The 12,246-nt window shown below is 66.7% G+C and carries 15 protein-coding genes; 5 read left to right on the forward strand and 10 right to left on the reverse strand.

Features of this window, described 5'->3' with window-relative positions; translation table 11 throughout:
• The 5 genes from Q1V87_RS15530 to Q1V87_RS15550 form a co-directional block, all read right to left on the reverse strand.
• Window positions 1–218, reverse strand: a 218-nt coding sequence (locus Q1V87_RS15530; protein WP_300594905.1) for an adenylyltransferase/cytidyltransferase family protein, incomplete at its 3' end; no start/stop codon positions are given.
• Complete coding sequence (locus tag Q1V87_RS15535) at window positions 215–652, reverse strand: hypothetical protein (RefSeq protein ID WP_300594908.1); 438 nt, start codon at window positions 650–652, stop codon at window positions 215–217. The genes Q1V87_RS15535 and Q1V87_RS15530, both read right to left, overlap by 4 nt.
• An 89-nt stretch (window positions 653–741) precedes the next feature.
• Window positions 742–1,110 carry a hypothetical protein gene (locus Q1V87_RS15540; RefSeq protein WP_300594911.1) on the reverse strand — a complete coding sequence of 123 codons (369 nt, stop codon included), beginning with the start codon at window positions 1,108–1,110 and terminating at the stop codon, window positions 742–744.
• Complete coding sequence (gene truB / locus Q1V87_RS15545; protein WP_300594914.1) at window positions 1,107–2,012, reverse strand: tRNA pseudouridine(55) synthase TruB; 906 nt, start codon at window positions 2,010–2,012, stop codon at window positions 1,107–1,109. Before truB ends, Q1V87_RS15540 begins: the two co-directional genes overlap by 4 nt.
• Window positions 2,009–2,683: a uridine kinase gene (locus tag Q1V87_RS15550; RefSeq protein ID WP_300594917.1), complete on the reverse strand. Its 675-nt coding sequence runs from the start codon at window positions 2,681–2,683 to the stop codon at window positions 2,009–2,011. The genes truB and Q1V87_RS15550 overlap by 4 nt, the downstream gene beginning before the upstream one ends.
• Before the next feature lie 93 nt (window positions 2,684–2,776).
• On the opposite strand from Q1V87_RS15550, the gene Q1V87_RS15555 reads away from it, so the two are divergent.
• A complete protein-coding gene (locus Q1V87_RS15555) occupies window positions 2,777–3,679 on the forward strand; it encodes an A/G-specific adenine glycosylase (RefSeq protein WP_300594920.1) in 903 nt (300 codons plus the stop codon).
• 11 nt (window positions 3,680–3,690) lie between these two features.
• Entirely contained in the window at window positions 3,691–4,200 is a 510-nt protein-coding gene (locus Q1V87_RS15560; protein WP_300594923.1) for a flavodoxin family protein, read from the forward strand.
• Between the two features lie 19 nt (window positions 4,201–4,219).
• Here the strand turns inward: Q1V87_RS15560 and rbfA are convergent, their stop codons facing one another.
• The 4 genes from rbfA to nusA all read right to left on the reverse strand — a co-directional run bounded on the left by rbfA (window position 4,220) and on the right by nusA (window position 8,910).
• Window positions 4,220–4,657, reverse strand: a complete 438-nt coding sequence (gene rbfA, locus Q1V87_RS15565; RefSeq protein ID WP_300594926.1) for a 30S ribosome-binding factor RbfA — start codon at window positions 4,655–4,657, stop codon at window positions 4,220–4,222.
• A 92-nt stretch (window positions 4,658–4,749) separates the two neighbouring features.
• Window positions 4,750–7,530 (reverse strand): translation initiation factor IF-2, encoded by a 2,781-nt coding sequence (infB, locus tag Q1V87_RS15570; protein ID WP_300594928.1) that lies wholly within the window; start codon window positions 7,528–7,530, stop codon window positions 4,750–4,752.
• A 57-nt stretch (window positions 7,531–7,587) separates the two neighbouring features.
• Entirely contained in the window at window positions 7,588–7,875 is a 288-nt protein-coding gene (locus Q1V87_RS15575; protein ID WP_300594931.1) for a YlxR family protein, read from the reverse strand.
• A gap of 45 nt (window positions 7,876–7,920) precedes the next feature.
• Window positions 7,921–8,910 carry a transcription termination factor NusA gene (nusA, locus tag Q1V87_RS15580; protein WP_300594934.1) on the reverse strand — a complete coding sequence of 330 codons (990 nt, stop codon included), beginning with the start codon at window positions 8,908–8,910 and terminating at the stop codon, window positions 7,921–7,923.
• A 130-nt stretch (window positions 8,911–9,040) separates the two neighbouring features.
• On the opposite strand from nusA, the gene Q1V87_RS15585 reads away from it, so the two are divergent.
• From Q1V87_RS15585 to Q1V87_RS15595, 3 genes are read left to right on the forward strand one after another with little or no spacing between them, the layout of a single operon-like run.
• Window positions 9,041–10,546, forward strand: a complete 1,506-nt coding sequence (locus tag Q1V87_RS15585) for a sodium:alanine symporter family protein (protein WP_300594937.1) — start codon at window positions 9,041–9,043, stop codon at window positions 10,544–10,546.
• The gene (locus Q1V87_RS15590) at window positions 10,543–11,376 is read left to right on the forward strand and encodes an NADH:ubiquinone oxidoreductase subunit 4 (chain M) (RefSeq protein ID WP_300594940.1); all 834 of its coding nucleotides are present in this window, start codon (window positions 10,543–10,545) and stop codon (window positions 11,374–11,376) included. The genes Q1V87_RS15585 and Q1V87_RS15590 overlap by 4 nt, the downstream gene beginning before the upstream one ends.
• Window positions 11,377–11,390: 14 nt before the next feature.
• Window positions 11,391–11,825 (forward strand): pyridoxamine 5'-phosphate oxidase family protein, encoded by a 435-nt coding sequence (locus Q1V87_RS15595; protein WP_300594943.1) that lies wholly within the window; start codon window positions 11,391–11,393, stop codon window positions 11,823–11,825.
• A 6-nt stretch (window positions 11,826–11,831) separates the two neighbouring features.
• On the opposite strand, the gene Q1V87_RS15600 is transcribed toward Q1V87_RS15595, so the two are convergent.
• Window positions 11,832–12,246, reverse strand: a 415-nt coding sequence (locus Q1V87_RS15600; RefSeq protein ID WP_300594946.1) for a His/Gly/Thr/Pro-type tRNA ligase C-terminal domain-containing protein, incomplete at its 5' end; no start/stop codon positions are given.

The following is a 12,246-nucleotide window of genomic DNA, read 5'->3' on the forward strand; positions in this document are numbered from 1 at the left end:
CCGATGAGGTTCTCGGGGCACTTGTCGGGAGCCAGCAGCGCAAGCGGATTCCGGTCGAACGTGACGGCGACGACGGTGGCACCCATCGACACTGCCTTCACTCGTGCGCGGGCGATCACTGCGCGGTGACCGGAGTGCACGCCATCGAACTTGCCGATGACAACGACGCTCGGGCCGAAGCCCGACGGCACCTCGGCGGGATCTCGAAAGACGATCATGATGCGGCGGCAACCTCGCCGGAAGAGGCGACGCGGGAAGGCCGGTGCGACCAGAGCCACCACAGCCCCAGGAACGGCAGGACGAGCGGAACGAAGACGTACCCGATATAGCCGTCCGGTCCGATTCCCCCGAAATAGGACCACACCGACGGATGCCCGAAGATCTCGGGGATGAGGTAGCTCAGAGTCCCCACGATGAGCACGCCGGCGAGTTCGAACGAGATCGCGATCCACGCGACCAGGTACCAGCCGCGGCGTCCCGCGAAGATGAGCGCGAGGGTGGCGACGATGTAGACCACGGCGGCCAGCGCCGACAGCGTGTAAGCGACAGGTGCCTCGTCGAACTCGCGCGCGATCTGAACGAACGAGCGACCGGTGGCCGCCAGGGCCATGATCGCGTAGACGATCACGAGAACCCGTCCGATTCCGGTCATGCGGGGTCGGGAAGGCGTAGTCATAGCGGCATTCATCCTACGTCCCACGCGACCGGTCTCGGGGCGAGGAGCGACCCCGCGCGAGGCGCTCAGCCGATCTGGATCGTCCAGATGACCTGCATCCGCCACACCATCACGGCAACCGATAGCGCCGCGATTCCCATGATGACCGTGCTCCATCGGCTGCGCTCGAGCAATGCCCAGATCACAGCTGCCGGCGGAAGGAGCGCCGCCGAGACGAGGTAGACCCAGAATTCGAGGACGCTGCCGGTCGGCAGGTTACCGACGAACGGGGCCAGGATGGCGATGACGACCTGAGCCACCACCAGAAGCTCCACCAGCGCGAGGGCTCCAACCGTATAGTCGCTCGGGCGACGCCCCGCGAGACCCAGGATGACGCAGAGCAGACCTCCCAGGACCGCCACTGCCACCTGCACGTAGGTGAACCACAGGATCATGAGCCCTCCGCCATGTTCATCGCACTCTTCAGATCGTTGCCGCGCCGCTCCAGGATGCCGACCAGCCGCCCGTCAGGGCCGATGGCCGCTGTCCCTGAGGACAGTCGGTCCGCGGCATCGAGGATCCGCTTGCCGTGGCGGAGGTCGCGCGCTTCCTCCCCGGTGACCGGGACTGCGCCGAGAACCGCCGTCGCGACTGCCGCCGGCGCCAGCAGCCGAGCGGCAGTTATGTCGTCGAGTCCCGCCCCATCGGCGACGAGGAACGGGCCGATGCGGGTGCGTCGCAACGCGATCAGGTGTCCTCCGACCCCGAGCGAGGCGCCGAGATCTCGAGCGAGGGCACGGATATAGGTTCCGCTGGAGCAATCGACCACAACGTCGAGGTCGATCACCGGTATCGGCGCGCTGTCGGCATCCGTCGCGCGCCGGCGCGTGTGCCGAACCTCGAATCGCGATACCGTCACGGTACGCGCCGCGAGCTCGACCTGCTCCCCCGCGCGGACGCGGTCGTACGCGCGGCGCCCGTCGACCTTGATCGCCGAGACGGCACTGGGCACCTGATCGATCGTTCCGGTGAGCGCGTCGATGCCGGCACCGATGTCTGCATCCGTCACCGCCTGGGCAGACGCCACCGCGGTGATCTCGCCCTCGGCGTCGTCGGTGGCGGTCGAGACTCCCAGCCGAATCGTCGCCTCGTAGGTCTTGTCCAGGCCAACGATGAAGGTCAGCAGGCGTGTCGAAGCGCCGACACCGAGCACGAGGAGTCCCGTGGCCATCGGATCCAGTGTTCCGGCGTGGCCGACCTTGCGCGTATCGAGGGCGCGGCGGGCGCGGGCCACCACATCATGACTGGTCATGCCGCCTGGCTTGTCGACGAGCAGGATGCCGCTCGGATCGCTCATCGAATCACCTTCGGGTTCGCCGGATCGGAGTTGTCGATGCGAACGGCGGCGAGAGCCACGGGGTTGACGCGTTCGACATACATCTCCTGGCCCACGCGATAGCGCTCGTTCGACGCAGCAGCCGGGTCGGGGTCTGTGCCGTCGCGTTGCGCCATCCGGGCGAAGCGCACCTCCGCGGGTGCCTCCAGCCAGAACGACCAATCCCAGATGTCGATGAGTTCAGGCCGATGCAGAAAAATGCCGTCGACGACCAGGACGGCATCCTGCGGCACTGTCGTCCACTCTGCTTCAACCGGGATGTCGCGCTCAAGATCGAACGCGGCCACCTGGAAGCCGGTGGTCGCACCGGTCAGCCCGCCCTCGCGAAACGGGTCGACCAGCACCCGGCGGAAGGTCGCGTAGTCATAGGAGTCGAGGTAGAACCCCTCGGGCGAGCGCCTGCCGCGCGCGTAGCGCTCCGCACGAGGGCGGTGGAAGCCGTCGATCGACGCGCGCACTGCCACCATGCCCACGTCGTTCATGACAGCCGCGAGGGTGTCGGCGAACACGGTCTTCCCGGCGCCGTCGGCCCCGTCCACAGCGACGATCGAGCGGCCTGCCAGCTGCCGCCGGGGAAGCCCGCTGACCAGTTCACGCATCAGCGTCACTGGCGGTGTGGCGGGCAGACGCATACTCCCAGCCTATTCTCCGAGCGCAGGCTCCCCCTTCGGCCCGGCCGAAGGCGATCTCTCCGACCGTCGCGCGGGACGCATAGGCTGGAGGTCGTGCATCCGCTCGCGTCCGACCTCAACGAGTGGTTTCGACACAACGCGAGAGATCTGCCCTGGCGCAGGCCCGGAGTCGGCGCGTGGGCGATCCTTGTCAGCGAGTTCATGCTGCAGCAGACGCCGGTCGCCCGCGTGATTCCGCACCTGGAAGCGTGGCTAGAGCGCTGGCCGACACCGGCCGACCTTGCCGAGGCGTCTCCCGCCGAGGCCGTCACACAGTGGGCGAACCTGGGATACCCCCGGCGCGCACTGTGGCTTCACCGCGCAGCGGAAGAGATCACCACACGACACGGAGGCGTGGTTCCCCGAGACGTGGACGACCTCTTGGCTCTGACCGGCATCGGCGACTACACGGCTCGCGCGGTGGCGGTCTTCGCGTACGGCGATCGGCATCCGGTCGTCGACACCAACACACGCAGGGTCCTCGCGCGCGTGATCGACGCCCGATCCCAGCCGGGGCCCCCGTCCCGGCGAGACCTCGACGCCATGGCGGCCCTCCTGCCCGCCGAGCGCGCGGATGCTGCACTCTTCAATGCCGCGACGATGGAGCTCGGCGCGACAGTCTGCACGGCGCGAGCTCCGCGGTGCGACGCGTGTCCGATCGCGCAGAAATGCGCGTGGCGGGCTGCCGGCTATCCCGATACCGGAGACCGACGCCCGCGGCAGGCCACCTACGAGGGAAGCGACCGCCAGGTTCGCGGGCTCGTCCTGCGAGCGCTGCGGCAGGTCGCGCCCTCCCCCGTCGCGGCTGAGGACCTCGCACCGGACTGGCCGGATCGGGGGCAGCGCGACCGGGCGATCGATTCCCTCATCGCCGATGGACTCATTGAGCTCGAGGACGGTGCCGCCTGTCTCCCACGGGGGCGAAGGTCCCTATCCGAGGTCCCCGCGACACCGTAGCCTCACGTCTCGTGAAGACAGTGGTGATCTACGAGTCGATGTTCGGCAACACCCGCGATATCGCCCGCGCGACGGCCGAAGGCCTGGCGGAGTGGTCGGATGTGTCGATCACGGATGTCGACAGCGCGCTGCTGACGGTGCCGACGGATGTCGCGCTCGTCGTCGCCGGTGGCCCGACTCATGCGTTCTCGATGTCGCGCCAAGCAACGCGGTACGACGCCGTCTCACGCGGGGCCGTGCGAGCCAGCTCCCGCGGTCTTCGCGAATGGCTGGGCGCTGTCAGCGTGACCACGCCGGTCTCGCTTGCAACGTTTGACACGCACACCAAGCAGCGGTGGGTGCCGGGCTCTGCCAGTCGGGCTGCGGCCAAGGAGGGCCGAACGCGCGGCTTCGTCCCTGTCGCGTCACGGAGCTTCTATGTCTCCGACATCCAGGGGCCGCTCATAGCCGGTGAATTAGAGCGAGCTCGCCACTGGGGTCGCTCACTCCAATCAGCCGTGCGCACCCCGGTGCACGGCTGAACTGATCGGAGCCGAGAACTCAGTCTTCGTCGTCGGCGAGAGCGCGCGGCGCCACGTACGGGTCGGCGTCGCCCGCGTAGGTTGCAGATGCAGCAAGGCCCGCGACGGCGTCGTCCCGTTCGCGCGCCTCACGAAGCAGGTCCTCGATGTGTCCGGCATCCTCGGCCAGACCGTCGTGGATGAACTCCAGCGTCGGGGTCAGCCGCACGCCGAGCTTTCGCCCGACCTCGCTCCGGAGCATCCCGGTCGCGGCTCGCAGCGCGTCAGCTGTCGAGGTCCGCTCCTCCTCGCTGCCGAGGACCGTGTAGAAGACTGACGCGTGCTGCAGGTCACCCGTGACGCGAACGTCAGTGATCGTGACGAACCCCATGCGAGGATCGCGCAGCCCCTTCTCCAGACGCTCGGCAACGAGCACCTTGATCCGGTCGGCCATGCGTGCCTGACGTTCCCCAGTCATGTCATCTCTCCTTGCGCTTGCATAACCACCGAGATTCAGGATGCCCCGACCTGAGCGGGCGGGACATCCTGAATCACAGCGTGTAGCGGTTCTTAGCCGCGCGGCTTCTCCACGAGCTCGGTCGTTTCGATCTCGTCGCCGACCTGGATGTCGTTGAACTTGCCGAGGCCGATACCGCACTCGTAGTCGGTGCGAACCTCGGTGACGTCATCCTTGAACCGGCGAAGCGACTCGATTGCCAGGCCATCGGCGATGACGACACCCTCGCGGATGACGCGCGCCTTGGCATTGCGGGTGATCGTGCCGCTGCGGACGATACATCCGGCGATGTTGCCGAACTTCGAGGAGCGGAACACCTCGCGGATCTCGGCGACACCCGACTGCACCTCTTCGAACTCCGGCTTGAGAAGGCCCTTGAGGGACTGCTCGACGTCGTCGATCGCGTTGTAGATGACCGAGTAGAACCGGATGTCGACGCCCTCGCGGGCAGCCCGCTCGCGCGCCTTCGAGTCCGGTCGGACGTTGAAGCCCAGGATGATCGCGTTGTCGATCGTCGCCAGGTTCACGTCGGACTCGGTGATCGCACCGACACCGCGGTGGATGATGCGCAGCTGCACTGAATCGTCGACCTCGATCTTGAGCAGCGACTCTTCCAGCGCCTCGACGGCACCGGACACGTCGCCCTTGATGATGAGGTTGAGCGATTCGACCTTGCCCTCTTCGAGCGCCCGGGTGAAGTCCTCGAGCGAGATGCGCTTGCGCGCCTTGGCCAGCTGAGCGTTGCGCTCGGCCGCCTCACGCTTCTCGGCGATCTGGCGGGCCATGCGGTCTTCGTCGGTCACGATGAACACGTCACCAGCACGGGGCACGGAGTTCAGACCCTGAACCTGCACCGGACGCGAGGGCGCTGCCTCCTCGACCGGGTCACCGTTCTCGTCGACCATCGCGCGAACACGGCCATATGCGGTGCCAGCGACGATCGCGTCGCCGACCCGCAGCGTTCCGGACTGGATGAGCACTGTCGCCACCGAACCACGGCCCTTGTCGAGCTTGGCTTCGATCGCGACACCGCGTGCGTCCTTGTTCGGGTTCGCACGCAGGTCGAGGCCGGCATCCGCGGTGAGCAGAACAGCGTCGAGCAGATCCCGGATGCCGGTCCCCTGGCGCGCCGACACGTCGACGAACATGACGTCGCCGCCGTACTCCTCGGCGACCAGACCGTACTCGGTCAGCTGCTGGCGGACCTTCTGCGGGTTGGCATCCGGCTTGTCGACCTTGTTGACTGCCACAACGATCGGCACCCCGGCGGCCTGTGCGTGGTTGAGCGCCTCGACCGTCTGGGGCATGATGCCGTCGTCGGCGGCGACCACGAGGATCGCGAGGTCGGTCACCTGCGCACCACGGGCACGCATGGCGGTGAACGCCTCGTGACCCGGGGTGTCGATGAAGGTGATGGCCCGTTCGATGTCTTCGTGCTCGGTCCACACCTGGTAGGCACCGATGTGCTGGGTGATGCCACCGGCCTCACCCGCGACGACATTGGTCTGACGGATGGCGTCGAGCAGACGGGTCTTACCGTGATCGACGTGACCCATGACGGTCACGACGGGGGGACGGATCTCGAGGTCTTCGTCGTCCTCTTCGGCCAGCTCCTGCTCGAGGTTCAGACCGAAGCCTTCGAGCAGTTCCTTGTCCTCGTCCTCGGGCGAGACCATCTGGATCTTGTAGCCGAGCTCGGCGCCGAGCACCTCGAACGTCGCCTCATCCAGCGACTCGGTTGCTGTGGCCATCTCACCGAGGTTGAACAGGATCGTCACGAGCGTGCCGGGCTGCACCGTGTAGCCGCGGATCGCTTCGAGCTTGTCGGCGAAGTCCGAGATCGACGCGCCACGACGCAGGCGAATGATCTCGCCGTTGCCCTTCTGGACGTTGACGCCACCGACCTGTGGGGCATCCCTCATCTCGAATTCTTGACGCTTTGCCCGACGCGACTTGCGCTGCTTGGACTTGCCGCCGCCCTTACCGAACGCACCAGCGGTACCACCGCCGGGGCCACGGCCGCGGCCGCCACCACCGGGACGGGCGGGGAAACCGCCACCGCCTGCGGGCGCGCCAGGACGGGCGAAGCCACCGCCAGCGCCGCCGGGACGACCGGGACCGCCGGGACGCTGCTGGAACGGCGCGCCGGGACGACCGGCGCCGCCGGGACGACCCGCGCCGCCCGGACGGCCGGGGCCACCGGGGCGTCCGGGCGAACCGGGACGCGGGGCCTGGGGTCGCGGAATGTTGGCGGGAGTCGGGCGCTGACCCATGCCCTGCTGCGACGCGAACGGGTTGTTACCGGGACGCGGCCCTGCCGGGCGCTGACCCATGCCCTGCTGCGACGCGAACGGGTTGTTACCGGGGCGCGGCGCTCCGCCAGGACGCGGGGCTTGCGGTGTCGGCGCGGAGGATGCCGCGTCGGCCGGACCGCTTTCGGATGCCGGTGCGCTCGGCTTGGTGGGCGCGGCGGGGGCGGCAGATGCCGCCGGTGCCGGAGCCACGGTCTCTTCTGCCGGCTTCGGGGCGGGGCGTGGTCCCGGAGTTGTTGCCCCGGGGGTAGCTGCAGGGCGCGATCCCGAGCGGCCCGATGCCGCACCGGGACGCGGCGCGGGGCGCGCTCCTGCTGTGCCCGAAGGCGCAGCGGGACCGCTGGACGCGGACGCGCCAGCAGCCTGGCCTTCAAACGCCGCGCGGAGCTTACGCGCGACCGGCGGCTCAATCGTCGAGGAAGGGCTCTTGACGAACTCGCCAAGCTCCTTCAGCTTTGCGAGAGCGACCTTGCTGTCAATGCCGAGTTCGGATGCGATCTCGTGCACGCGTGGTTTTGCCACAGTTCTCCTGTCTGGGGCCCGCCCAGACAGGGGCGGACCACTAGTTGCGGACGGGTCTCATTTCGAGCCGTTCACTTTGTGTCCATTGCCATTCAGCCGTTTCTCGTTCAGCCGTTTCGTGAGCGCTTGCGAATCCAGGGGAGCCTGGGCGCGTAGCGCGCGTACGAAAGCTCGACGCTTCAGTGCCGCGTCAATGCACTCTCCGGTCGGGTGAACCCACGCCCCCCGCCCCGGCATCGACGCCCGCTCGTCCCAGACGAGTGCGGATTCGATGGCCACGACGCGAAGAAGCGCCGATCGGGCAGAACGCGTGCGACATCCGACGCACGTTCGTACGGGTTCCATCCTACACCTGCCCTCCCGGGCCGGCCCACGCAGGGCGATGGCTGATCAGGACTCGTCGAGGATGCTGTCGGGCTGGATGTCGATCTTGGCGCCCGTGAGTTTGGCGGCCAGACGCGCGTTCTGCCCTTCCTTGCCGATGGCAAGAGACAGCTGGTAATCCGGCACCAAAGCCCGTACAGCCTTGGTCTTGGCATCCAGTACGAAGCTCGACGTGACCTTCGCGGGCGAGAGGGCGTTGCCGACGAACGTCGCGAGGTCGGAGCTGTAGTCGACGATGTCGATCTTCTCGCCGCCGAGTTCCTCGGTGACCGCGCGCACGCGCCGGCCGAGCTCCCCGATGCACGCACCCTTGGCGTTGATCGACGGATCGTTGGCCTTCACCGCGATCTTGCTGCGGTGCCCGGCCTCGCGGGCGAGGGAGACGATCTCGACGAGGCCCGCGGGAATCTCGGGAACCTCCAGGGCGAAGAGCTTGCGCACCAGCCCCGGGTGCGTTCGCGAAACCGTGATCGACGGACCCTTTGTTCCCTTCGAGACGGATGTCACGTAGACGCGCAGGCGGGAGCCGTGTGCGTAATCCTCGCCGGGGACCTGCTCTTCGGGCGGCAGAATCGCCTCGACCGTGCCGAGGTCCACGTGCACCATCCGGGGGTTCGGCCCCTGCTGGACGACACCTGCGACGATGTCGCCCTCTTTGCCACGGAACTCGCCGAGCACGGCGTCGTCGGCGATGTCCCGCAGTCGCTGACTGATGACCTGCTTGGCGGCGAAGGCTGCGATGCGGCCGAAGTCTTCGGGAGTTGTCTCCTCCTCGCCGATGACTGCGCCCTCGTCATCCACCAGTGGGACGAAGATCGCGACGTGACCCGTCTTGCGGTCCAGCTGAGCGCGCGCGCCCTCCGGGGCCTCGCCGGTGGGCGAAGTGTGCTTGGCATAGGCGGTCCGAATCGCCTGCTCGATGATGCGAACGAGTTCGTCGAACGGAATGTCCTTCTCGCGCTCGACCGTTCTGAGCAGCGTCAGATCGATGTCCATCGTGACCTCCCTATTCAGCTCTAACCGTCGCGAATCACACGCCGCGCGGAATCATCCCACGTTACCCGATCACTCCTTCGCTCGCCCCGTGTGCTCGCTCATTCCATCCCCGAACCGACATACTGATGCCGTGGATGCCGTCAATTCCCTCATCGTCGAGTGGGGCGACCTGTTTTGGACCTGGATTGTCCTTCCGATCGTCGTCGGGCTGGGCCTGTACTTCACGGTTCGCTCGGGCGTCGTGCAGATCCGACTGTTCCCGGAGATGTTCCGAACCCTCACCGACAAGACGCCGCGAACAACGGACGGCGCACCGCAGTCCGTGTCGTCCTTCCAGGCCTTTACCATCTCCGCAGCGTCGAGAGTGGGCGTCGGCAACATCGCCGGGGTCGGAACAGCGATCGCGCTGGGTGGGCCGGGCGCTGTCTTCTGGATGTGGCTCATGGCGCTGATCGGCGCGTCCTCGAGCTTCATCGAGTCGTCGCTCGCGCAACTGTTCAAGGTGCGAGATGCCGAGGGCGGCTTCCGTGGCGGGCCGGCGTACTACATGCAGCGGGGACTCCGCGCGCGGTGGATGGGCGTGCTCTTTGCCGTCATCCTGCTGATCTGCTTCCCCTTCGCGTTCTCCTCCCTGCAGGCGAACACGATCGCCGACACTGTCTCATCGAGCTTCGGGACGGATGCCGGATGGGTGGGGCCGGTCACCGGTGTGGTGGTGGCGCTGTTGACGGCGCTCGTCGTCTTCGGAGGCATCCGTCGCATCGCGTCAGTCACCCAGACCCTGGTGCCCCTGATGGCACTTGCCTACCTGCTGCTGGGCCTTGCCGTGGTCGCTATCCACATCGATCAGCTTCCGGTCGTTTTCGCTGAGATCTTTACCCAGGCCTGGGGTTTCAACGAGGTCGTGGGAGCGACGTTTGGCTACATCGTGCTCACGGGTGTGCGTCGCGGCATGTTCTCGAACGAGGCGGGCCTGGGTTCAGCTCCAAACGCGGGCGCGAGCGCCGCCGTCACCCACCCGGTCAAACAGGGCCTCGTCCAGTCGCTCGGCGTCTACTTCGACACGTTCCTCGTGTGCTCGATCACGGCCTTCATCATCCTGGTGTCGGTCCCCGACCTTGCGGGCGCATCGCGAGGAATCGCACTCACGCAGGGGGCGCTCGTCTCCACGCTCGGCGAGTGGTCGAACATTGCGCTCAGCATCATCATCTTCCTGCTCGCGTTCTCGTCGATCCTCGGCAATTACTACTACGGCCAGTCCAACATCGAGTTCATCACCACGCGTCGCGGGGTGCTCCCGGCCTATCGCGTTGCCGTGGTGCTCGCGGTTCTCGTCGGCTCGCTCGCCTCCGCCGACCTGGTCTGGAGCTTCGCGGACGGGATCATGGGAGTCATGGCTCTTGTCAACCTTGTCGCGATTGCGCTGCTGTCGGGCATCGCGTTCCGGCTGCTTCGCGACTACACGCGCCAGCGCAGAGAGGGCCGCGATCCGGTCTTCACCCGTGACTTGCTTCCCGGCGTGACGGGGGTCGAGTGCTGGGAAGACGAGCTCACCGTGACCGGTCCACTCGATCTCATCACCAAGAAGCGGCAGTCCCAGAAACACCGCGACCACCTCCACGGAGCACAGCAGTGACACGCCGCCTGACAGCTCCCGCCCTCTCAACCGCCCTCGTCGCCATCGTTGTGGCGCTGTCGGGATGCTCGCTGACCGCGCTGACCGACATCGGCACCATCGATCAGAGCGACGGATTCGGCCAGTACGACGACGGCGAGGTCTACACCGAGGATGACGAGGATCTCGGCGTTGTCGAGGTGTACACCGTCGAGCCGGATGCTTCCCTCTCCCCCCCCGGCGACGAAACCACCGAGTCGGTCTGGGACATGTTCGTGAGGATCGTGACCCCCGAGGTGGCAGGTAGCGTCATCCGCGACTTCCGCGTCGGGGATTCGGAATCGAGCGACACGCTCGCCTACGTCCTCCAGACTGACGATCCCGAGCAATGGACACTCGTGGTCAACCTCGCCTACGCGTCAGACGAAGATCTGCTGCTGTCAACGCTGATCCACGAGTACGCGCACATCCTGAGCCTCTCTCCGGGCCAAACCGACCCCGAAGCCTGGAGCTGCGACACGCTCCAGCTAGACGAAGGGTGCGCAGAGCCGGATTCGGCGCTGTGGGCTTTCGATCAGGAATTCTGGGCACAGTACGGTTCGGATGCTCCGGATCCTGCTAACGCAGACGCCGATCTCGCATACGAGTTCTACCTCGATCACGAGGACGATTTCGTGAGCGACTACGCCGCGACCAACGTCGTCGAAGACTTCGCCGAGAGCTTCATGACCTTCGTCCTGGAGCCTGAGCCCGACAGCGACACGACGATCGCGCAGAAACTGCTCTTCTTCTGGGATCGGCCCGAGTACGTCGAGATCCGGGACCACGTACGCGCGGAGTTCGGCCTCTGAGCATCGACATCACGATGCTCACGACACGCGATGACAGCGGGAACCTCGTGAGTCGCCCGATGAGCACGCGCCGGATGGACGAGAACGGCGACATCTGGTTCTTCACGGCCGAGCACACCAAAAAGGTCGATGAGGCCGAAGCAGATGATGAGGTGGGACTGTCGTACTGCGACCCGAAGGCCATGCGCTATGTGTCGGTCGCGGGTCGCGCCCGCGTCGTACACGACGACGCACTCATGCGTGAGCTGTACTCGCCGTCACTGGAGGTGTGGTTCGAAGAAGGCCTCGACACTCCCGGCATCACGCTGCTGCGGGTCAGCCCGGTCGAGGTGGAGTTCTGGGAGCCCGGACAGAACCGGTTGGCGCAGGCCGCCGGGATGCTGAAGGCGCTCGTGACCCGCGAGACACCGGACGACGACGTCGTCCGGCACGCGAAGATCAGTTACTGAGTCCTCTCACGCGGCGAGGCGAGCGATGGCCTCGTCGAGCGGCATCGTCTCGCGATCGCCGGTGCGGCGATCCCACAACTCGACCTCGCCGGTTGCCGCCCCTCGGCCGACCACGAGAATGCGTGGCACGCAGATGAGTTCCGCATCGGCGAACGTCACTCCCGGAGACACCTTCGGCCGGTCATCGTAAACGACATCGAGACCGGCGGCCTCAAGTCGCGCGCTCGCCTGTTCCGCAAGGTCGAACGCGAGGGCATCCTTGCCGGCGGCGACCACGTGCACGTCGAAGGGAGCCACCGCTGAGGGCCAGATGAGACCCTTCTCGTCGTTGCTGAGTTCGGCGATGATCGCGAGGATTCGCGTAACACCGATGCCGTACGAACCCATCGTCACGGTGACGAGCTTGCCGTTCTCGTCGAGA

The organism is Microbacterium sp. (genome assembly GCF_030149085.1).
Lineage (GTDB): Bacteria > Actinomycetota > Actinomycetes > Actinomycetales > Microbacteriaceae > Microbacterium.

Coding starts and splice junctions, on each gene's coding strand:
- Q1V87_RS15535 (WP_300594908.1), bottom strand. CDS start 652: ATGACCGGAATCGGACGGGTTCTCGTGATCGTCTACGCGATCATGGCC.
- Q1V87_RS15540 (WP_300594911.1), bottom strand. CDS start 1,110: ATGATCCTGTGGTTCACCTACGTGCAGGTGGCAGTGGCGGTCCTGGGA.
- truB (WP_300594914.1), bottom strand. CDS start 2,012: ATGAGCGATCCGAGCGGCATCCTGCTCGTCGACAAGCCAGGCGGCATG.
- Q1V87_RS15550 (WP_300594917.1), bottom strand. CDS start 2,683: ATGCGTCTGCCCGCCACACCGCCAGTGACGCTGATGCGTGAACTGGTC.
- rbfA (WP_300594926.1), bottom strand. CDS start 4,657: ATGACTGGGGAACGTCAGGCACGCATGGCCGACCGGATCAAGGTGCTC.
- Q1V87_RS15575 (WP_300594931.1), bottom strand. CDS start 7,875: ATGGAACCCGTACGAACGTGCGTCGGATGTCGCACGCGTTCTGCCCGA.
- nusA (WP_300594934.1), bottom strand. CDS start 8,910: ATGGACATCGATCTGACGCTGCTCAGAACGGTCGAGCGCGAGAAGGAC.
- Q1V87_RS15595 (WP_300594943.1), top strand. CDS start 11,391: ATGCTCACGACACGCGATGACAGCGGGAACCTCGTGAGTCGCCCGATG.